The 20,259-nt window shown below is 68.7% G+C and carries 18 protein-coding genes; 16 read left to right on the forward strand and 2 right to left on the reverse strand.

What is annotated here, in order from left to right:
* The first annotated feature begins 1 nt into the window (after window position 1).
* The 11 genes from AB0I34_RS38695 (at window position 2) to ligD (ending at window position 10,275) form a co-directional block, all read left to right on the forward strand.
* Entirely contained in the window at window positions 2–694 is a 693-nt protein-coding gene (locus AB0I34_RS38695; protein ID WP_360455711.1) for a hypothetical protein, read from the forward strand.
* Between the two features lie 3 nt (window positions 695–697).
* Window positions 698–1,819, forward strand: coding sequence for a tRNA dihydrouridine synthase DusB (gene dusB, locus AB0I34_RS38700; protein ID WP_360455714.1), 1,122 nt, complete (start codon window positions 698–700; stop codon window positions 1,817–1,819).
* A gap of 238 nt (window positions 1,820–2,057) precedes the next feature.
* Entirely contained in the window at window positions 2,058–2,921 is an 864-nt protein-coding gene (locus tag AB0I34_RS38705) for a DUF6597 domain-containing transcriptional factor (protein WP_360455717.1), read from the forward strand.
* Window positions 2,922–2,975: 54 nt separating this feature from the next.
* On the forward strand, window positions 2,976–4,274 hold the full coding sequence (locus AB0I34_RS38710) for an FAD-binding oxidoreductase (RefSeq protein ID WP_360455721.1): 1,299 nt from the start codon (window positions 2,976–2,978) through the stop codon (window positions 4,272–4,274).
* 18 nt (window positions 4,275–4,292) lie between these two features.
* Window positions 4,293–4,889: a dihydrofolate reductase family protein gene (locus tag AB0I34_RS38715; protein WP_360455724.1), complete on the forward strand. Its 597-nt coding sequence runs from the start codon at window positions 4,293–4,295 to the stop codon at window positions 4,887–4,889.
* On the forward strand, window positions 4,886–5,806 hold the full coding sequence (locus tag AB0I34_RS38720) for an NAD(P)-dependent oxidoreductase (protein WP_360455727.1): 921 nt from the start codon (window positions 4,886–4,888) through the stop codon (window positions 5,804–5,806). Before AB0I34_RS38715 ends, AB0I34_RS38720 begins: the two co-directional genes overlap by 4 nt.
* An 11-nt stretch (window positions 5,807–5,817) precedes the next feature.
* Window positions 5,818–6,201 carry a PPOX class F420-dependent oxidoreductase gene (locus AB0I34_RS38725; protein WP_360455730.1) on the forward strand — a complete coding sequence of 128 codons (384 nt, stop codon included), beginning with the start codon at window positions 5,818–5,820 and terminating at the stop codon, window positions 6,199–6,201.
* A 201-nt stretch (window positions 6,202–6,402) separates the two neighbouring features.
* Window positions 6,403–7,329, forward strand: a complete 927-nt coding sequence (locus tag AB0I34_RS38730; protein WP_360455733.1) for an acetylxylan esterase — start codon at window positions 6,403–6,405, stop codon at window positions 7,327–7,329.
* Between the two features lie 3 nt (window positions 7,330–7,332).
* Window positions 7,333–8,181 carry an acetylxylan esterase gene (locus tag AB0I34_RS38735; protein WP_360455736.1) on the forward strand — a complete coding sequence of 283 codons (849 nt, stop codon included), beginning with the start codon at window positions 7,333–7,335 and terminating at the stop codon, window positions 8,179–8,181.
* On the forward strand, window positions 8,178–9,320 hold the full coding sequence (locus tag AB0I34_RS38740; protein ID WP_360455739.1) for a hypothetical protein: 1,143 nt from the start codon (window positions 8,178–8,180) through the stop codon (window positions 9,318–9,320). Before AB0I34_RS38735 ends, AB0I34_RS38740 begins: the two co-directional genes overlap by 4 nt.
* Window positions 9,301–10,275, forward strand: coding sequence for a non-homologous end-joining DNA ligase (ligD, locus tag AB0I34_RS38745; protein ID WP_360455742.1), 975 nt, complete (start codon window positions 9,301–9,303; stop codon window positions 10,273–10,275). The genes AB0I34_RS38740 and ligD overlap by 20 nt, the downstream gene beginning before the upstream one ends.
* Here ligD and AB0I34_RS38750 read toward each other — a convergent pair.
* Window positions 10,272–13,595 carry a hypothetical protein gene (locus AB0I34_RS38750; protein WP_360455745.1) on the reverse strand — a complete coding sequence of 1,108 codons (3,324 nt, stop codon included), beginning with the start codon at window positions 13,593–13,595 and terminating at the stop codon, window positions 10,272–10,274. The two genes, ligD and AB0I34_RS38750, sit on opposite strands and share 4 nt — an antisense overlap.
* Before the next feature lie 73 nt (window positions 13,596–13,668).
* Entirely contained in the window at window positions 13,669–14,169 is a 501-nt protein-coding gene (gene mug, locus AB0I34_RS38755; protein WP_360455748.1) for a G/U mismatch-specific DNA glycosylase, read from the reverse strand.
* A 75-nt stretch (window positions 14,170–14,244) separates the two neighbouring features.
* Between mug and AB0I34_RS38760 the strand changes: the two genes are divergently transcribed.
* The 5 genes from AB0I34_RS38760 to AB0I34_RS38780 all read left to right on the forward strand — a co-directional run bounded on the left by AB0I34_RS38760 (window position 14,245) and on the right by AB0I34_RS38780 (window position 20,215).
* Window positions 14,245–14,961, forward strand: a complete 717-nt coding sequence (locus AB0I34_RS38760; RefSeq protein ID WP_360455751.1) for a Clp protease N-terminal domain-containing protein — start codon at window positions 14,245–14,247, stop codon at window positions 14,959–14,961.
* 9 nt (window positions 14,962–14,970) lie between these two features.
* Complete coding sequence (locus tag AB0I34_RS38765) at window positions 14,971–16,248, forward strand: serine hydrolase domain-containing protein (RefSeq protein WP_360455754.1); 1,278 nt, start codon at window positions 14,971–14,973, stop codon at window positions 16,246–16,248.
* 62 nt (window positions 16,249–16,310) lie between these two features.
* Window positions 16,311–17,708 carry an ATP-binding protein gene (locus AB0I34_RS38770; protein ID WP_360455757.1) on the forward strand — a complete coding sequence of 466 codons (1,398 nt, stop codon included), beginning with the start codon at window positions 16,311–16,313 and terminating at the stop codon, window positions 17,706–17,708.
* A gap of 1 nt (window position 17,709) precedes the next feature.
* Window positions 17,710–19,668 (forward strand): VWA domain-containing protein, encoded by a 1,959-nt coding sequence (locus AB0I34_RS38775; protein WP_360455761.1) that lies wholly within the window; start codon window positions 17,710–17,712, stop codon window positions 19,666–19,668.
* A gap of 346 nt (window positions 19,669–20,014) precedes the next feature.
* On the forward strand, window positions 20,015–20,215 hold the full coding sequence (locus tag AB0I34_RS38780; protein WP_360455764.1) for a hypothetical protein: 201 nt from the start codon (window positions 20,015–20,017) through the stop codon (window positions 20,213–20,215).
* The last annotated feature ends 44 nt before the right edge of the window (window positions 20,216–20,259 follow it).

Below are 20,259 nucleotides of genomic sequence, written 5' to 3' on the forward strand. Positions count from 1 at the left end.
CATGGCGGCTCGGCGGTTCCTCGGTCGTGACCACCTGCGCTTCGGACTGACGATCTTCGGCTTGTCCGCGGTGATGGTGTTCGTGCTGGCCGCATGCTCGGACTCCAAGCCGCAGGCGGCCGACGACAGCCCCGCTCCGTCGACGCCCCCGGCGAGCTCGAACTCGCCGATCCCGACCGCATCCACGCCCGCGCTGACCCCGCTGCCGACACCGTCGAAGCCGTGGCCGACGCCGAAGGTGACCGGCGAGCCGGCGAGCGACGCGCCGCTGGCCGACCGGATCCGGTTCGCGATCGCCAAGCAGGCGCAGATCGCGGCCGGCAAGTCCGCCACCACGACGGTGAAGTGCCCGGGCATCGACGACGTGGAGAAGCCCGGCAATCACTCGTTGACGTGCACCGTCACGTACGGCGGGAAGCCGTACACCGGGACGCTGACGGTCGACGCGAAGCAGTACTCGGCGTCGTACAAGTTCACCTCCGACTCGGTCGCGATCGTGAAGGCCAAGGTGGTGGACGCGGTGCTGCGGACGGCGCCCGACGCGGCCAAGGTGACCTGCACGATGGCTGATGTTGCCGTGGTCAAGCATTCCGGCAAGCCGATCGCCTGCGACGTCACCACGATGTCGAACGCGGTCCAGCCGTACGAGGCGCAGATCTCCGGCAACGGCCAGGTGCTGGTGGCGAAGGCCTGAGTCATGCTGCAACTGGGCAACCTCACGATCGACACACCCGTGGTGCTGGCGCCGATGGCCGGCATCACCAACGCGGCGTACCGCAGACTCTGCGCGGAGCAGGGCGCCGGGCTGTACGTGTGCGAGATGATCACGTCGCGCGGGATCGTCGAGGGTGACCAGAAGTCGCTGGACATGCTCACGTTCGACGAGCGGGAAACAGTCCGCTCCGTGCAGTTGTACGGCGTCGATCCGACGTACATCGGTCGTGCGGTGCAGGTGTTGTGCGATCAGTACGGCGTCGCGCACATCGACCTGAACTTCGGCTGCCCGGTCCCGAAGGTGACCCGCAAGGGCGGCGGCGCCGCGCTGCCGTGGAAGCGCAACCTGCTCGGCGCGATCCTGCGCTCGGCCGTCCACGCCGCGACGCCGTACGGCGTACCGGTCACGATTAAGACCCGGATCGGCATCGACACCGACCACCAGACGTACCTCGACGCGGGCCGGATCGCCGAAGAGTCGGGCGCCGCGGCGATCGGGTTGCACGGGCGTACGGCGGCCCAGGCGTACTCCGGTCAGGCCGACTGGTCCGCGATCGCTGCGCTGGTGGAGCACGTGAGCATCCCGGTGCTCGGCAACGGCGACATCTGGGAGGCGGGCGACGCCTTGCGGATGGTGGCGGAGACCGGGTGCGCGGGAGTCATCGTCGGGCGCGGATGCCTTGGTCGGCCGTGGTTGTTCCGGGACCTCGCGGTCGCCTTCTCCGGTGGGGAAGCGCTGAACCTGCCGACCCTCGGTGAGGTCGCTGTCGTGATGCGCCGGCACGGTGAGTTGCTGGCTGACCTGATGGGGGAGCCGCGCGGCCTGCGGGACTTCCGCAAGCACGTCCCCTGGTACTTGAAGGGCTTCCCGGCCGGCGGCGAACTCCGCGCGGCCCTCGGCATGGTCGAATCCCTCGCCCAGCTCGACGAACTGCTGGCCCAGCTCGATCCGACCGTCCCGTTCCCGGTCGCCGAACTCGGTGCACCCCGAGGTCGCCAAGGCAGTCCCCGCGACCACATCGTCCTCCCACACGGCTGGCTGGACGACACCGACGGCCTCACCGCCGACCTGGCCGAAGCCGAACTAGGCGTCTCCGGCGGCTGAAGGTCACGGCCTCCGGCCGCTGCCTTGGCGCCTTCGGCGGACCGCGGCTCGTCACACGCTAGGCGGACCTCCGCGGAACGGATGTGATGCCTGAAAGGGCAAGGATTCGGCAGAAAGTCGTGCGGGCTTGGGGCTTCTGCTGATTCGTCGCGGTGTGCGGGCGCGTTGAGGTCGGGCGGTCGTGACCATGCGCGCCGTGCTCTTGACGGCGGTCGTGGTTGGCCGTTTCAGTGCCAAGATGGCCGTTGTGGAGTCCTACGTCGAGCGGCCGCCGTTGCCGGGGCTCGCGGGCGTGGTGCGGACGGTCTGGATCCAGCGGACCGGCGAAGCGGCGTACGTGCAGCGGCATTTGCCGACAGGTGGCGTGGAGATTCACTTTCCGATTGGTGGGCGTCCGCAGTTGGTAGGCCCGCTGACTGGTCCGGAGGTCGAGGTCATTCCCGCCCACACCACGATCGTGGGAGTGCGGTTCCACCCGGGCACGGCGCCGCCCTTGCCGACGGTGCTCGACGATCTCGTGGATCAGCGCGTGAGCCTGGTAGACCTGTGGGGAAGCTTGGAGGACCGTCTCGTCGAGGCGATGGCCCGAGCCGGCACACCCGAACGAGCGCTCATGTTCTTGCAAGCCCACCTCGTGCAGGAGTTTCGTACCGCGGTGCGCGTGGATCCGCTGGTGGGCGAGGCGGTGCAGGCGTTGATGCCGTGGCACCCGCTCAACATCGACACGCTGGCCAGCCATCTGGCGCTCTCCGCGAGTCAGCTGCGTCGCCGCTGCCTGCACGCGGTGGGGACGAGCCCCAAGGTGCTCCAACGGACGTTGCGGTTCCAGGGGTTTCTCGCGTTGGCGCAGGCAGGCGCCACGCCCACGGGCCGGCGTGGTGCGGACGGTACGGCGGGTCTGGCGATCGACGCGGGGTACGCCGACCAGGCGCACCTCAGCCGGGAATGCCTCCGCCTGACCGGCCTCACCCCGAGCCAACTCCTCGGCCTCAACCCGAGCCAGCCCCTCGGCGGCACCGTCGACCGGTGCATGTGCGGCCACGACCACTCCGCGTCGTACAAGCCGTTCCTCGCTTCCCGGAGGCAGCCGCTCCGAGTCTGACCCGTGCGCGATTCGTTCAAGACCCGTCGGCGTGCCGGTCATAGCGTCTGACTCATGACCGACTGGACCGACGCACTCGACGGCGAGCTGTTCAGCCCCGGCTCAGCGGGCTACGAAGAGATCCGCCGCCCGTTCCACCCGGCCTACCGGGACGCGCGGCCCAGGCTCGTAGCTCAGTGCCGCTCGGTCTCGGACGTCGTCAGCGTCATCAAGTACGCCGCAACCACCGGAGATCGTATTGCCCCACGTGGCGGAGGCCACTGCTTCGCGGGCCGATCCTCGACGGACGGGATCGTGCTCGACCTGTCCGGCCTCGACGGCATCGCGGTGGGATCTGATGGCATCGCCACGATCGGAGCCGGCGCCCGCCTGGCACAGGTGTACGCCGCTTTGCACGCCTACGACCGAACCGTGCCGGGCGGATGCGGTCCGACCGTCGGCATCACGGGCCTCACCCTCGGCGGCGGGATCGGTCTGCTCGGGCGCAAGTACGGCCTGACCTGCGATCGCCTCGTCGGCGCACAGGTCGTGCTCGCGGACGGCAGCGTCGTGGAGTGCGACGCTGACCACGAACCAGACCTGTTCTGGGGTCTTCGTGGGGCCGGCGGCGGCCAGTTCGGTGTCGTCACGTCACTGCGGTTCGACACCGTCCCTGAGCCGATGACCACCCGCATCCAGGCGCAGTGGTCAGACATCGCTCTCGAGCAACTGGTGTCCGCCTGGCAAGTCTGGGCACCGGACGCCCCGGACGAACTCACCGTCAACCTCTCCCTGGTGTCCGAGCCCGGCGAACCCGTCCAGGCGACGATCTTCGGCGCCTCGACACTCGACGAGGCGACGACCCGGGAACTGCTGCAACAGTTGACCGAGCAGGCCACGACCGTCGACTTGCGCGCCGGCCTGCCTTACAGCCGGCTGAAGAGCACCTTCGGTGACCCACTCGATGAACCCGAACGCCTCACCCGGTTCAGGTCGGAGTTCTTCTCCGACTCGATGGCCGACGGCTCCATCGCATCTCTCCTGGACCAGTTCTCGACGACCACGGGCCGACGGGAGCTGGCGTTCACCGCGATGGGCGGGGCCTACAACAGGATTGTCGACAACGCGACGGCGTTCGCTCATCGCAGCACGCGTTTCCTGCTCGAGCACATCGGCGACGCGGACGATCCTTGGGTCGACGAGTCCTGGGCGACCGCGCACGCCGACGGGTCCGGCCGCGTCTACCCCAACTTCCCCGACAGCGCGCTCGACGACTGGGCGTCGGCGTACCACGCGGCCAACTATCAGCGGCTCGCAGCGGTCAAGCGCGCCTACGACCCGCACCGATTCTTCGACTTCCCGCAAGCCATCTGATCACCACGGAGGACAGCCATGAGCAAGGTCATCAGTGCCCACTCGGTCTCGGTCGACGGTTACATCACCGGTCGCGATCCCGGCGCCGGACGTGGGCTCGGCGACGGGGGGATGCTGTTCAACTGGTACTTCGACGGGGACACGCCGAGCCAGGTGTTCGACGGCTTCAAGCTGAGCGAGGCCAGTGTCCGGTTCTTCGACGCGAGTGCCGAACGCGTCGGCGCGAGCCTGGCCGGTCGCAACACGTACGACGACTCCGGCTGGGTCAACGGCGGGGCCCCACACCCGACGGCGCCGCTGGTCGTCGTCAGCCACCGTCCGGTGCCGGGGATGAGCGACCAGCGTCAAACCCTGATCACGACAGGGATCGAGGACGCCGTCGCCGCGGCACGCGAGGTCGCCGGCGACAAGGACGTCGCCATCATGGGCGGCGGCGCGGTGACTTCGGCGCTCGCGGTCGGCCTCGTCGACGAGCTGATCCTCCACCAGGTGCCGATCCTGCTCGGCGCCGGTCGCAGCTTCTTCCAGGAACTCCCCGAGCACGTGGAACTCCGCCTGCTCGAGGCCATCCCCGCGCCCGGCGTGACCCACCTGCACTACGAGGTCGTCCGATGATCCTCGTCACCGGCGGGCTCGGCATGATCGGCGCCCACACCGCCCGCGCGCTCCTCGACCTCGGACAGCAGGTCGTCGTCACCACCCACCGCCGTACCGAGGTCCCGTCGTTCCTCGCCGGCCAGGTCATCGTCGAACCCCTCGACGTCACCGACCGGGACGCCTTCCTCGCCCTCGGCGCCCGCCACGACATCAGCGACATCGTCCACCTCGCGGGCAGCGTTCCGGGCGAGAACCCGGTGGATTTCTTCCGCACGGACACGACCGGTCTGCTCAACGCGCTCGACGCCGCCCGCGCTTGGGGCGTCCGCAGGTGTGCCGTCGCCAGCAGCCTCGGCGTGTACATCGGCCGGACCGAAACCGGTTGGCACGAGGAGCTCGACCTGCCCACCACAGAGCTGCCGCACCTGGTCATCGCGTTCAAGAAGGCCGTCGAGCCGCTCGCCATGCACAGCCTTCAGGGCAGCGGCGTCCAGCCCGTCGTACTCCGGATCGGGACCATCTGGGGACCGCTCGTCGATCCGGAATCACCGTTCTTCTACATCCCGCCGTACATCAGCGCCGTACTCCGGGGTGAGGAGCCGAAGCCGCTCTACGCCGACGACGGCGGAGACTGCTGCTATGCGCCGGACGCAGGCCGCGCGATCGCACTCCTGACGACCGCGAAAACCCTTCCGCACAACGTCTACAACGTGTCCAGCGGCCAGCCGTACACCAACCGCGACTTCGCGGGTGCTCTGCAGGCGATCACTCCCGGCCTGAAGCTCGACCTCCTGCCGGGACGGCAGGACGGTCCCGACGACAACCCGTACCTCGACATCACCCGGCTCACCAACGACACCGGCTTCGAGCCGGCCTTCGATGTCCCCAAGGCGGTCGCCGACTACGTCGCATGGCGCGCCGCCAACCCTCGCTGAAGGAGAACAGCATGCTCGACCCGAAAGTACGGAGCGTCCTCGACGGCACCTCGATCGCTCACCTCGCCACGATCTGCGCCGACGGTTCGCCGCACAGCACTCCCGTGTACGTCGGCGCCCACGGTGACCGCATCGTCTTCTTCACCGGTCCGACCATGCGCAAAGCACGCAACCTGCGCCGCGACCCTCGGATGGCGCTGTCCATCGCGCCTGTCGACAATCCGTTCGAGCCGGTCGTCATTCGCGGCCGGGTCGTCGAATGGATCGAGGGCGACGAGGCCTGGGAGATTGTCGACAATCTGGCCATCAAGTACGCCGGCGCACCCTATCCCCGAGGCGAGGAGCGCGTCGTGGCCGTCATCGAGCCCGAGCACCAGGCTGTGGGGGTCGGGTGAGAGCAGGCCGCTGTCCGCTGTACGTCTGGTTCAACCCGGACCGGCTGCATCTGTTCACAGCCTCCGATGGCATCGCGCTGCAAGCACCCCAACGCGTGTGAGCACCCAGCACCCGGCGCACGCTGTACCAAGCACCCAGCGCACGCTCTGCACAGCACCCAGCGCACGCTCTACGCAGCACCCCCATCGAGAGGAATGCTCTTGAGAGACCCTGAGAACGCCATCGTCGAGGTCGAACTGCCGGACGACTTCGACGCCTTCTGGGCGGCCGGCCTGGCGGACTGCGCGTCGTACCCGCTGGAGCCGGTGCTCACCGAGACGCCGGCACTCTCCACGGACAAGGTGATTGTCTACGATCTGCGCTACACCAGCTTCGGCGGTCTGCGGATCGCCGGCTGGTACACCATCCCGCGCGACAGGCCAGCGCCGTACCCGGCACTGGTGACGATCCCCGGCTACATCTCCGAGCCGACGATCCCGAAGGAATGGTCCGAGCTCGGGTACGCCGCCCTCGCGGTGGCGCCACGCGGCAAGCTCCGGTCGAACGACGTGTTCAACCCCGGCTATCCGGGGCTCCTGACGCACAACATCGTCGACCACAACACCTACGGGTATCGCGGCTTCTACCTCGACGTCGTCCGGGCGGTCGACGTCTTGCTAGGTCGTCCGGAAGTCGACACGGCGCGGATCGGATTGCAGGGATCGAGCCAGGGCGGTGGGCTCGGGATCAGTACGGCGGCGCTGCGACCCGACGCGATCAAGGCCGTCGCGGCCGGGGCACCGTACTTGTGCGGGATCATGACCGCGCCGACGCTGACTCGGTCGTACCCGTACGAAGAGATCAACGAGTACCTGCGGGTGCACCCCAAGGACGTGGATCGGGTGCGGGAGTCGGTCGCGTACTACGACGGTCTCAACTTCGCGCCGAAGGTGCAGGCGCCGACGCTCCTGTACCTCGGGCTGGAGGACGATGTCTGCCCGCCGGAGACCGGGTTCGCGCTGCATCGGACACTGACCTGCGAGAAAACGCTGCACACCTTCCCGCACTGCGCGCATCACGCCGGGCTGCCGGGCGTGATGCGGATCGTGGAGGACTTCCTTGCCGAGCACCTGCAACCGGAGCGGTGACTGATGGATTTCGACAACTACTGGGCCGCGGTCGACAGGGAACTCGCTGCAATACCCGCTCGGCCGGTGCTCGACGTGGTGCCGGCCCGGGCGACCGACGAGGCGACCAGCTACACCGTCCGGCTGACGAGCACAGGCCCGTACCGCGTCTTCGGCCACCTGAGCATCCCCACCGGTGACGGCCCGTTCCCCGCGCTCCTCCAGACACCGCGATACGGCAGCGTCAATCACGTACCGCACCCCAACGACCGGAGCCGGTACGTCGTGTTCGGTGTGATGCATCGTGGTCAGCGACTGGCCGACGAAGGATTCTCGGCGGCGTACCCAGGATTGTTGACAATGGGCATCGACGATCCGGCGTCGTACATCTATCGCGGGATCGCGGCGGACTGTCTTCGGGCGGCCGAGTTCCTGCTGGGGTTGTCGGAGGTCGATCCGGCGCGCGTCGCGGTGACCGGCGACGACCTGGCCGTGCTGACGGCCGCCCGGCGGCCCGGTTTCACCGCGCTCCGGGTGACCGATCTGCTGTTCTACCGGGCGACGGAGGCGCGGCTGAAGTCCAGTTCGTATCCGCTCGAGGAGCTCAACGATCATCTCCGCGCCGGATCGTCGGTGCAGATTGTCGACAACACGCTGTCCTACTTCGATCCGACCCGGCACGCGCCAGCGGTGACCGCAACGAGCCTGGTCGCGGCGGACGATCCGGACTGGTGTGCGCCGCTGATCAGCGCTCTGCCTGCCGCGGGTGTCTACAAGCTGACGCACCTCGATGGGACGGACAACGACTTCCACGACGCGTGGTTGGCCGAGCTGTCCGGGGTCCGGCCGATGTCAAGGTTCCTGGTCCGATGAGCGATCCGCTCGAGGTGGATCCGCCGGTCCGTCCGTCCACCACGCTCGGCGAGCTTGGGGTGCGGCCGGTGATCAACGCGTCCGCCACGCTGACCATGCTCGGTGGCTCGTTGATGCCGGCCCCGGTTCTGCAGGCGATGAACGACGCGGCCGCTCACTTCGTCGATCTGGACGAACTGCACACTCGCGTGGGTGAGCGGCTGGCCGCGCTGACGCACAACGAGGCGGCGTACGTGACCTGCGGTGCGGCGGCGGCGATCACGCTGACCGTTGCCGCCTGCATCACCGATCAGTCGCGGGCGTTCCCGGTCGACACCGAGGTGGTGATGTTCGCTTCGCAGCGGAACGGCTACGACTACGGTGTCCAGCTGACCGGGGCTCGGATCGTCGAGATCGGTCCGTCGGTCGACGACCTCCGGGCCGCGCTCGCTCGGAAGCCGGCCTGCGTCTTGTGGTTCGCCGGGACCCATTTGGCGGCCGGCGCGCTTGCCGTCGAAGACGTGGTCGGCGTCGCCGCGGAGGCCGGCGTACCGGTGATCGTTGATGCGGCTGCACAGATCCCTCCGGTATCGACACTGTGGCGATTCACTCGGGAGGTGGGCGCGGACGCGCTGATCCTCAGCGGTGGGAAGGGGCTACGGGGTCCGCAGGCCAGCGGCCTGGTGCTGGGCCGCCGGTGGATCGTGGACCGTTGCCGGCTGCATGCATCGCCGAACCAGGACATCGGGCGCGGCATGAAGGTCGGGAAGGAGGAACTGCTCGGTTTGGTCGCCGCGGTCGAATGGACGCTGGAGCAGGATGAGGCGGCGATGCTCGCCGGCTACGAACGGATTGTCGACAACTGGATCCGCGGATTGCAGGGAATGCCGGGAGTGACCGTCACCCGCGGCTATCCGAGCGAGGCGGGTCAGCCGCACAGCCGAGCGGTTGTGCGATTGTCGACAACCTCCGGCTGGACCCGGGACGACCTGGTCGCGGCGTTGTGGGACGGCGACCCGCGGATCGCGGTCGGCACCTATCGCCTGCCCGACGACGCGATCGCACTCAACCCGCAGACGGTGGAACCCGGCGAGGAGGAAAAGGTTCTCGAAGCCCTTGTCGGCCTTCTAAGCTCTGGGAATGGCGAGCAAGCCGGATGAGACGCGGGACGGGGTCGACCTGACCAACTTGGATCAGCCCTTGTTCGACGGGGCTGACGCGACCAAGCGGGACCTGGTCGACTATCTGGATGCGGTGCACGAGCGGATCCTGATCGAGTTGCGCGAGCGGCCGTTGTCGGTGATCCGGATCCGGCCAGGGCAGCCGAAGTTCATGCAGAAGAACGTGCCGAAGTACACACCGGACTGGGTCAAGACGGTGCCGGTGTGGGCGGAGGCGTCCAAGCGCGAGGTGTCGTACGCGCTGTGCGACGACCGGCGGACGCTGCTGTGGTTCGCGAACCAGCGCGCGGTCGAGTACCACCCGACGCTGATGCGCGCGGATCACTGGGACCGCATCACGCACCTTGTGCTCGACCTCGACCCGCCGGAGGGAGACGAGACGTTCGCGAAAGCGGTACAGGCGGCGTTCCTGGTACGGCAGGCGCTGAGCGACGCAGGGCTGTCGGGTGCGGTCAAGACGAGCGGCGCGAAGGGCGTGCATGTGTTCGTGCCGATCGACGAGTCGGTGTCGATCGAGGATGCGGCTGCCGCGACCCGGGCGATCGCGGCGCGGGCCGAGCGGATCGACCCGGACATCGCGACCACGGCGTACATCAAGGAGGACCGGGGCGGGAAGGTGTTCGTCGACTCGACCCGATCCGGTGGGGCGACGGTGGTCGCGGCGTACAGTCCGCGGGTCCGGCCTGGTACGCCGGTATCGTTCCCGGTCGGCTGGGACGACCTGGACCGGGTCACTCCGCGCGACTTCACCGTCCGCACCGCCGTCGATCAACTGGGCGACGCCGACCGCTGGGCCGATCAACTCCCAGCTCCCCAATCCCTGCCCGAAGACCTCCTCGAGGAAGGCCGAGCCATCCCCATCGCCCGCGTCATCGCCATGCACGAAGGCAAGCGCCGCAAACGGGCCAAGGAGAAGGCCGAGAAGGAGGACTAATCCTCGCTCGCCGTCGTCAGTTCGAGCGCGAGCTGACGTACGTCGGTGGACGGGTGGTTGCGCAGGGCAATGAGTAACGCGCGCCAGGTGGAGGACCAGCCTGAGCGCGGGCCGGCGGTGGAGATCAGGGACCAGGCGAGGAGGCCGGCGGCCAGGTCCGGGTCGTGGACGAGCTGTGTCGCCGGATCCGCCAGCGACTCGGGGGACCAGCTGGCTTCGCTTGCCGACAGACGGGAGCGGAGCAGGTTGGCTGCCGAGAAGGCGGTCAACGGGCGGTCGCCAAGTCTGCTGCGCAGGTCAGGCAGCTCGGCCGAGAGGTTCGGCCAGTCGACTGCGTAGGTCAGGAGGTGCAGGCGCAGCGCCAGGAGGTCTGGGGATTCGAGTTCGCCGGCGACGGTCTTCAGGACTTGGCGGCGCTCGGACGGCTTGGCGCTGAAGGCCGCGGCCAGCCGATGGACGACGATGGTGAGACGCTGTCGGGCCGGGTGGTCCCGGTCGGGAGTGGCGTTCGGCAGGTTGGGATCGTTCTCCAGCCGGACCAGCAGCCGTACGGCGGAGATCAGATCGTCGAGTCCCAGCCGCGGGTCCGTCGCCACGATCGCCACCAGCGCCGTCGTCGCGTCACTCCACGTCCGATTGCGAGCCGCCAGGTCGGTGATGAACCCCGCGCACACAGGCGCCGCCGACCGGTTCCACCGAGCCCACCACGGCAGAGACAACAACGCGGCCCGCACGACCTCAGGCTCCGACCGGTTCGTGACCGCGACCAGGAGGTCGGCGTACCGCGACCGGTACTTCGCGGCCAGCCCGAAAGCCGACCGCTGCGTCAGCACAATCGCCGTCGCCGCGCTGTCGTGCACCGCCTGCTGCAGCAGCGCCCAGCTAGCGGGTTCGTGCAACAGATACTGCGACGCCGCACTGGTGATCGCCGCCTTCACATCCCGATGCGCCGAGGCCCAAGCATCAGTCAGTACGGCGCTCGCACCCGGAGCACGGAGTTCGCCGAGCAGCCGCGCCGCCTCCTTCCGCGACGTCACCTTCACGCCCTCAGCGACCAGCACCGGATGGAGCAACCCCGGCAACACACTCGGCCGGACGAACCGGGCCGCCCTGGACGCCGCATAGATCGCGACCCGCGCCCGATCGTCACCGGCATGAGACAGCAACACCGGCAACGCCTGCTGCGGTGAGTCCGTCCACGCCAACGCACCCAGCGCAGCCTCCTGCAACAACACCGACTCGTGCCGCAGGAACGGTTCGAGCGCAGTACGTCCGACCCCGGGCACGTGTCCAAGCATCGACACCGCATGCGCCCGAGCCCAGTCCGGCATCCGCGCGTCGCCGGCCGCCTCGGCGACGAGTTCGGCGTACCGCGCCTGCTGGCGGGGGAGCCAGCGGCGGAGCGCGGCGCCGGAGACCGGCCACGCCGGATGGTTGCGATCGAATCGCCTGATGCGCGCCGGCTGTGAGAGGACGACATCCAGCAGATCGGTCCGCGATTCGGTGACAGCGCGCCAGACCGCGTCCCACCGCGCCATGCCGACGTCTCTCCCGATGACGCGACCGATCCGTTCGGGCCTCGTCGCGGGAGGTTCCAGCCAGAGCTCGGCCGCCTGACCGACGGTGTTCTCCTGGTTCGACCAGAGAGCCTGCTCGAGCGCGTTGTGCAGATGCTCGTTCGACCACCCGCGCTTCCCGAACGCGCGCGCGATCCCGAAGGTCAGCGTGAACTCGCGTCGCGCCACACTGTCGTCGACAGACCGCCGCAGTACGTCGTACACCGCCGTCTCACGTCCACGCGGCAGACCATCGACGATTCCGTAGAGCTGCAGGCTGCCCTGGTTCTCGGTGAGCCGCGCATGCGCCTGCAGACCCCAGTCGAGCAGCCGTTCCTGCTGCCGCAGCGCACCTTCCCGTACGGCGGTCTCCGCGATGTGGCCGAGCGCCGACCGGGTGTACCAGGAGCTGTCGCGAGCCTCCAGTGCAGCGGTCAGCAGTGTGTCCAGTGCGGTCACCGCAGCGTCGGTGTACGTCGACGGCGGGAGCTCGTTGACAGCAAGCAGCACGCCCTGGCGAACGGCATCGCGGTCGTTGCGCACCCGGGTCGCCCAGGAGATCGCGATCGCGACCTGCTCAGGCTGCCGGGAATGCCCGGCCGCACCGATCACCGCGCGATAGACCCAATGCCGATCGTCGGCATCCGGCCGGCTGATCTCCGGCGACAGCAGTGCGAACGCCTCGTCGTACGGAAGGAACGCGGTGACCCGCCACCGCTCGCGCGTGTCGTCGGCGATCACCGCGAGCGTCAGCATCCGCCGCGCCTGCTCGTACCTGAGCTCGCGGGGGAGTACGGCGAGCAGCCCGGCGGAAAGCACGCTCTGGCCCAGATCCACGGTGCTCGTGACTGCGGTGAAGATCCTCGTCCGGCGCGACGGCGGCAGATCCTCGAGCAGCTGGGTCAGATCCGGCCAGAGAAGCCGACCGAGAGCGATCAGCTCAGCGTTCGAGTATCGGTGCAACCGGCGCCGGACCGCCGGGCTCAGGGCGGTGTGCAACGAGCGAGCACGTTCGGGAGCGAGCAGAATCGCCAGCACACCGGCGGGGTCGGCGTCGATCAACCGGCCCAGGATCGAGACGATTGCCATCGGCAACTGGTCCGCCGGGAGTGCCGTGACGAGCAGGGACGCGACCTGCGCCGCATCGTGGTCGAGCGCGCCGACAACGCCGTACGCCGCGCCTTGCCACCACTCGCTCTTGTCCGGACCGGTCGGCAGCGTGCTACCCGCGTAGGCCAGCACAGCCTTCGGATGCCGCGAGCCAAGTCGTTGCCACTCACCACTACCGAGGCAGTACGCCAGCTCCGGGAGCAACCGCTCGACCGTCGCATCGTCGGTGCTGTTCAGCAGGCCCGCCGCGGCCCGATCGCCCCAGCGCTCCCGGTGGTCGTCGATCAGCCGCGCAGCCAGATGCGACCGCCCGGTCTTGCGGATCACGTGAAGCAGCTTCGTCCGCAGTACGGCGGGTGCATCGTCGTACAGGATCCGCAGATCGTCATCAGACACCGGGACGCCGCCGGCAACCGCGGCGAGCGCCCGCGCCTGCACCGAGGGATCTGGGTCCCGCAGCAACGCGGTCACGTAGGAGACGTGCCCGGCCGCCTGCGCCACCGTCAGCCCCAGCGTCCGCTCGTACGACGTACCGCGTGCCAGCTCATCGAGGAGCGCCGACCCGTTCAGCCGACGGCCCGCTAGTGCGGCCGCCCGCTGCCGAGCGCCGTACGGAAGCTTGTCGACGGACTGGATCAGCTCGCTCGCACGCATGGGCCCAATCCTGCCGACCCCGGGTGTCAGGTCAGTCGGGCAGGGTCGCGTCGGGCAGCAGTACGGCGACCTGTCAACTGACCTGCTCGAGTTCCGCGAACGCGGCGGCGAGCTTCGGCAAGGTGTAGTGCGCGTTGAGTCCACTCGGATTCGGCAGGATCCAGACGCGGGTGTCCCCGATCAGGCGGTCCTGCTTGCCCATGGCAGCCTTCCGCTCGCCGAAGGCGTCCCGGTACGCCGTGACGCCGACGATCGCGAGCCATTCCGGCTGGACGCGAAGGACCTTCTTCACCAGGTTCTCCCCGCCGGCCAGATACTCCGCGCGAGTCAGTTCGTCGGCGCGCGCGGACGGGCGGTCGACGACGTTGGTGATCCCGAGCCGGTAGGTCAGGAGCTCACCCTGCTCGTCCGGTCGCAACTGGCGCGGCGTGAACCCACCCAGGTGCAACGCCGGCCAGAACCGATTCCCCGGCCGGGCGAAGTGATGGCCGGTCTCCGCCGACATCAGCCCGGGATTGATCCCGCAGAACAGCACCCGCAGCCCGTCACTGATCACGTCCGGCAGAGGTTGCACGCGCCACACCGTACAGCCCAGGCCACGTCAACCCAGGGTTGACGCTCAACCGCTCGTCAACCTAAGGTTGACGGCATGACTCCTGGACCTGACCTGCAGCAACTCATCAACACGATCAAGGCGGACGCCGGCAGCGACGACGAACTCGAGCAGCTGGCCGCCGCGGCATCGACGATCAGCGAACTGACCAGCACCGGCGATGCCGCCCTCGGCTTCTTCGTGGACCGCGCCCGCGGCGCCGGCAAATCCTGGGTCGAGATCAGCGCGGTGCTCGGCGTGAGCAAGCAGGCCGCACACAAGCGCTTCGCCGACTCGTGGACCAGCAAGCCGGCCTTCAACCGGTACACGAAGCGCGCGATGGCTGTGGTGAAGGCCGCGGCGGACGTGGCCCGTGGCGATAACCACGACTACATCGGCACCGAACACCTGCTGCTCGCGTTCTACGCCGAGCCCGAGTCGCTGGGTACGAAGGCCCTGCTGCACCACGGCATCACGAAGGAACGGGTCCGCGCCGCCGTCGACGAGGTGAATCCGGCGGAGGAGCCGACCGACCCGCCGAAGGCGCTCGACGCCGAGCGACCGCCGTTCACCCGACGGACCGCGCACGTGCTGCAAGGCGCGGTCGGGGAGGCGCTGACGCTGGGGCACAACTACATCGGCACCGAGCACCTGCTGCTGGCGTTCTACCGGGACTCGGCCGGCCTGGCGACGAAGATCCTGCTGGCGGAGAACTTCGATGAGACCGCTGCCTGGACTGCCCTCCGTGCGCTGCTGGAGGAGGCGACGAAGTAGGTTGGGCGCATGCCTGACTGGTCTGCACGGTTGAGTGAACTGGCGGTGACGGCGAAGGTTCCGGGGGCGGTGCTCGGGATCTGGCACGACGGTGAGACGACGATCGCGCCGTACGGCGTGCTGAACGCGTCGACCGGGGTCGAAACGACGGAGGACTCGGTCTTCCAGCTCGGGTCGGTCAGCAAGCCGTGGACCGCGACGATGATCGTCCAACTGGCCGCGGAGGGGCGGCTGGAGCTGGACGACGCCGTGGTGAAGTTGTTGCCTGAGGCATCGATCGATCCGCGGATCACCGTCCGTCACCTGCTCACTCACACCAGCGGCATCGACGGCGACGTGTTCACCGACACCGGCCGCGGCGACGAGTGCCTCGAGTGGTACGTCGCTCTTCTCGCCGACGTCGAGCAGTTGTTCGAGCCAGGTACGGCGTACTCCTACTGCAACGCCGGGTTCGTGCTGCTCGGCAGGCTGATCGAGGTGCTCGACTCAGGCAGCTGGGACGAGTCGCTGCGCAAGCGGCTGGTCGAGCCGCTCGGACTGACCAGGACAGTCACGCTGCCGGAGGAGGCGATCCTGCACCGCGCCGCCCTGGGTCACCTGGGCACCGACGGCTCGCCGGTCAAGACATGGCAGTTGCCTCGGAGCATCGGTCCGGCCGGAGGGGTCACCGCGTCCGCCGGCGACCTGCTCGAGTTCGCCCGGATGCACCTGACCGACGACCGCTACCGGTCGATGCAGGAGCCGCAGGTCCCGTACGCCGGTGGCATCGGCGGCTTCAGCAACCTCGGCCTGGCCTGGCGGATCTATGACTGGCAAGGCCGCGGCCTGTTCGGCCACGACGGTACGACGATCTCCCAGCTGGCGTTCCTCCGGATCGACCCCGAGGCGCGGCTGATCATGTGTCTGCTGACCAACTCCGGCAACGGCACGACCCTGTTCGAGCCGCTGGCCACCGAGGTCTTCACGCACTTCACCGGGGTCGGCCACCCGGCCTCACCGCAGCCGGCCGACGCTCCGGTCGACGACCGCCATGTCGGCCGCTACGAACGTGCCAGCGTCCGGCTGGACGTCGTACGGCGCGACGATGCGCTGGTGATGGCGTATCAGGCCACCGGTGACCGGCTGTCGTTCGCCGAGCAGCCTGTGCAGGAGTACGAGCTGCGCCCGACCGAGCCCGCGGACGGCGATCACTTCGTCACCCGCGAGGCGCCGGAGCATCCGTGGGTTCCGGTCACCTTCACGCCGAGTCACGTCTTCACTTCCGGCCGGGTCACGCCCAAGCGCTGAGCGAGGCCGCCTGCTGAGATATTCGGGGTGCGATTTGGGGTGAGCGAGCTAACGTCTCACCTGTGACTAGTGCACCTGCTGAACTTCCTCGTAAGGCTGGTGACCTCCGGGCCGCCGGGTATCTCCCACGGTCGATCAAGGCCGAGATTCGTGACAACCTGCTGACAGAACTCCGGGCCGGGCGTGATCCGTGGCCCGGCATCGTCGGATTCACCCGGACGGTGATTCCGCAACTCGAACGCGCCCTGCTCGCGGGGCATGATGTCGTCCTGCTCGGTGAGCGCGGCCAGGGCAAGACCCGGCTGCTGCGCACGCTGGTCGGTCTGCTGGACGAATGGACCCCGGTGATCGAGGGTGCCGAACTGCCCGAGCACCCGCTCGACCCGATCACGCCGGCGTCGCGCCGCCGCGCCGCGGAGCTCGGCGACGAACTGCCCGTCGCCTGGATCCATCGAAGCGAGAGGTACGCCGAGAAGCTCGCGACACCGGATACCTCGGTGGGCGACCTGATCGGTGACGTGGACCCGGTGAAGGTTGCCGAGGGCCGCAGTCTGGGTGACCCGGAAACCATCCACTTCGGTCTGGTGCCCCGGGCGCACCGCGGCATCGTGGCGATCAACGAGCTGCCGGACCTGGCCGAGCGGATCCAGGTCGCGCTGCTCAACGTGATGGAGGAGCGCGACATCCAGGTTCGCGGGTACACGCTGCGGCTGCCGCTCGACGTGTTGCTGGTGGCAACGGCCAACCCGGAGGACTACACCAACCGCGGCCGCATCATCACGCCGCTGAAGGACCGGTTCGGCGCCGAGGTCCGGACCCACTACCCGCTCGACATCGACGCCGAGGTGGACGTGATCCGGCAGGAGGCCGAGTTCACCGCCGAGGTCGGCGAGCCGCTGCTCGAGGTGCTGGCCCGGTTCGTCCGGCACCTGCGCGAGTCGACGTCGATCGATCAGCGCTCGGGTGTGTCGGCCCGGTTCGCGGTCGCCGCGGCCGAGACGATCGCCGCCGCCGCGCTCCGGCGCAGCGCGATCACCGGCGAGGAGCCGGCGGTCGCGCGGCCGGTCGACCTGGAGGCCGTGCCCGCCGTACTGCGCGGCAAGCTCGAGTTCGAGCCCGGTGAGGAAGGGCGCGAGATCGAGCTGCTCGAGTACCTGCTGCGTCGCTCGGTCGCGGACACCGCCCGGGAGCGGTTCGCCGGGCTGGACCTCAGCCCGCTGGCCAACGCTGTTGCCGATGGCAACCTTGTGACCACGGGTGAGCGGGTGCCCGGCCGGGACGTGCTGGCCGCGCTGCCGGAGCTGCCGGTTCTGCACGACGTCGCCGCGCGCGCCGGCGTCGAGCCGGACGAGTCGCCCGGCCGCATCGCTGCCGCGGTCGAGCTCGCCCTGGAGGCGTTGTACCTGTCGAAACGACTGGCCAAGGACGCCGACAACGACACAACGATCTACGGGATCTGACATGTCCGCGTCCATACCGGAAGGCTGGTCCTACGGGCCGTGGCACGACGGGCCGGATCCACTGAAGGCGCCCGCGGATCTGCGCGACGCGCTGGACGAGATCGGCCGCGACGTGATGAACGGCTCGTCGCCGCGGTCCGCGCTGGAAGAACTTCTCCGGCGCGGCACCCGGAACACCCAGGGCCTGGACGACCTCACCCGCAGGATGTGGGAGCGCCGCCGCGAGATCCAGCGGCGGCACAACCTCGACGGCACCCTGCGGGACGTCCAGCGGTTGCTGGACGAGGCGCTGGCAGCCGAGCGGCGCGAGCTGTTCCCGAACCCGTCCGACGACGCCCGGTTCAAGGAGGCCGAGCTCGACGCGCTTCCGTCGGGTACGGCGGCCGCCGTACGGGAGCTGGCCAACTACCAGTGGGAGTCGTCGGAGGCGCGGCAGAAGTACGAGGAGATCCGGGAGTTGCTCGGGCGCGAGCTGCTCGGGTCGCGGTTCGAGGGCATGAAGGAGGCGCTGCAGCAGACCACGCCTGAGGACGTCGAGCGGATCAACGAGATGCTCACCGACCTCAACGCGTTGCTCGCCGCGCATGCACAGGACCGGCCCGAGGTGCCGGAGTTGTTCGACGAGTTCATGGCCAAGCACGGCGAGTTCTTCCCGGAGAATCCGCAGAACGTCGACGAACTGATCGACGTACTGGCGCAGCGGGCGGCCGCGGCACAGCGGATGATGAACTCGATGACTGCCGAGCAGCGGGCCGAGCTGATGGAGTTGTCGCAGCAGGCATTCGGCAGTCCGCAACTCGCCCAGCAGTTGGCGCAGCTGGACGCCCAGCTGCAGTCGCTGCGGCCGGGGGAGGACTGGACCGGGTCGGAGCGGATGAGCGGTGACGACCCGCTCGGTCTCGCCGACGGTGCGCAGGCGATGTCCGACCTCGCCGAGCTCGATGCGCTGGCCGAGCAGTTGGCGCAGTCGTATCCGGGCGCGCGGCTCGAGGACATCGACCTCGATGCGCTCACCCGGCAGCTCGGCGACGAGGCAACGGTGGATGCTCGCCGGTTGTCCGAGCTGGAGAGGCAGCTGCGCGACCAGGGTTTGCTCGAGCGAGCGCCCGATGGTTCGTTGCGGTTGTCGCCGAAGGCTCTGCGACAGCTCGGGCAGACCGCGCTGGCCGACGTACTGCGGGCTGCTCGGGGATCGGGTGAACGCGACGCAGCCAATGCCGGGGCGGCGGGCGAGCTGAGTGGCTCCAGCCGGCAATGGCAGTTCGGCGATACCCAGCCGTGGGATGTGCCTCGGACCGTGCGGAACGCAGTACTGCGGAGTGCTACGCGCAGTGGGTCGGTCAAGCTGGATGTGGCTGATGTGGAGATCGCGGAGACCGAGCATCGGGCCCGGGCCGCGGTCGCGTTGCTGGTCGACACGTCGTGGTCGATGGTCCAGGAGGGCCGTTGGCTGCCGATGAAGCGGACGGCACTCGCCCTGCACCAGCTCATCTCGACGCGCTACCGCAACGACGCGCTCCAGCTGATCACGTTCGGGAGGTACGCCGGAGTCGTCGAGCTGCCGCAGCTGATCGGGATGGAGGGCGCCTGGGAGCAAGGGACGAACGCGCATCACGCCCTGCTGCTGGCCGGCCGTCATCTGCGTCGTCATCCGGACGCGCAGCCGGTGGTCCTGATGGTGACCGACGGCGAGCCGACCGCGCACCTGGAGCCGGACGGTACGGCGGAGTTCTCCTACCCACCCGAGCCGGCCACGCTCCGCAAGACGATCTTCGAGGTGGACCGCCTGGCCAAACTCGGCGCGTCGCTCACGGTCTTCCGTCTGGGCGACGACCCCCGCCTCAACGCCTTCGTCGACCTCCTGGCCCGCCGCAGCGGCGGCCGAGTCCTGGCCCCCGACCCCGACGGCCTCGGCGCCGCCGTAGTAGGCGACTACCTCCGCACCCGCCGCAGGATGTGATGGTAACTTCTCGTAAGTTGATGTGAAAAACCAGCTGCGATATCACAAGAGATTGTGCAGGCTAGGGGCGGCATTGAAGGACGTTCCTGGAAGGACAATCTGTGAATCTGAAAGCTCGTGTGGGTGCACTCGTCGCTGCCACCTCGCTGCTCGCCGGTGGATTGGCAGTGGTCGCCGAGACCGAGGCGAACGCAGGTGAGCCCTACTACTCGACCTGCGCCTTGCTCGACAGCGACCACAAGGGGTACCTCCTGCGTGTCTATCGATCCAGTGACGACGAACTGGTCGGGATGGGCGAGTGGAATGGTGACCCGTTCGACTGGACCCCCGGTGACGCGCTCAGGGCATGGATGAGGCCAAGGACGGGTGGGGTGTCGTGGCCGTGCTGGACACCGGCCGCCGGGCAAGCACCCTAGGTCACAACTACCCGTATCACACCGACTGGATCACCGGGAACCTGACCGAAGGATCCCGCCACACCCTGCGCGTGGAGATGTGGAAGGGCGACTCGTTCTGGGCGTCCGACTACTGCACCGTGACAGCCTGACCCGGTTGCCGTGGGCACCTAACAAGGTGCCCACGGCAAGGGCA

This window comes from Kribbella sp. NPDC050281 (assembly GCF_040655855.1).
Taxonomy (GTDB): domain Bacteria; phylum Actinomycetota; class Actinomycetes; order Propionibacteriales; family Kribbellaceae; genus Kribbella.

Bases quoted from the DNA above. Each gene is read 5' to 3' on its own strand.
- AB0I34_RS38695 (WP_360455711.1), top strand. From the start codon at position 2: ATGGCGGCTCGGCGGTTCCTCGGTCGTGACCACCTGCGCTTCGGACTG.
- dusB (WP_360455714.1), top strand. From the start codon at position 698: ATGCTGCAACTGGGCAACCTCACGATCGACACACCCGTGGTGCTGGCG.
- AB0I34_RS38705 (WP_360455717.1), top strand. From the start codon at position 2,058: ATGGCCGTTGTGGAGTCCTACGTCGAGCGGCCGCCGTTGCCGGGGCTC.
- AB0I34_RS38710 (WP_360455721.1), top strand. From the start codon at position 2,976: ATGACCGACTGGACCGACGCACTCGACGGCGAGCTGTTCAGCCCCGGC.
- AB0I34_RS38715 (WP_360455724.1), top strand. From the start codon at position 4,293: ATGAGCAAGGTCATCAGTGCCCACTCGGTCTCGGTCGACGGTTACATC.
- AB0I34_RS38720 (WP_360455727.1), top strand. From the start codon at position 4,886: ATGATCCTCGTCACCGGCGGGCTCGGCATGATCGGCGCCCACACCGCC.
- AB0I34_RS38725 (WP_360455730.1), top strand. From the start codon at position 5,818: ATGCTCGACCCGAAAGTACGGAGCGTCCTCGACGGCACCTCGATCGCT.
- AB0I34_RS38735 (WP_360455736.1), top strand. From the start codon at position 7,333: ATGGATTTCGACAACTACTGGGCCGCGGTCGACAGGGAACTCGCTGCA.
- AB0I34_RS38740 (WP_360455739.1), top strand. From the start codon at position 8,178: ATGAGCGATCCGCTCGAGGTGGATCCGCCGGTCCGTCCGTCCACCACG.
- ligD (WP_360455742.1), top strand. From the start codon at position 9,301: ATGGCGAGCAAGCCGGATGAGACGCGGGACGGGGTCGACCTGACCAAC.
- AB0I34_RS38750 (WP_360455745.1), bottom strand. From the start codon at position 13,595: ATGCGTGCGAGCGAGCTGATCCAGTCCGTCGACAAGCTTCCGTACGGC.
- AB0I34_RS38760 (WP_360455751.1), top strand. From the start codon at position 14,245: ATGACTCCTGGACCTGACCTGCAGCAACTCATCAACACGATCAAGGCG.
- AB0I34_RS38765 (WP_360455754.1), top strand. From the start codon at position 14,971: ATGCCTGACTGGTCTGCACGGTTGAGTGAACTGGCGGTGACGGCGAAG.
- AB0I34_RS38775 (WP_360455761.1), top strand. From the start codon at position 17,710: ATGTCCGCGTCCATACCGGAAGGCTGGTCCTACGGGCCGTGGCACGAC.
- AB0I34_RS38780 (WP_360455764.1), top strand. From the start codon at position 20,015: ATGGATGAGGCCAAGGACGGGTGGGGTGTCGTGGCCGTGCTGGACACC.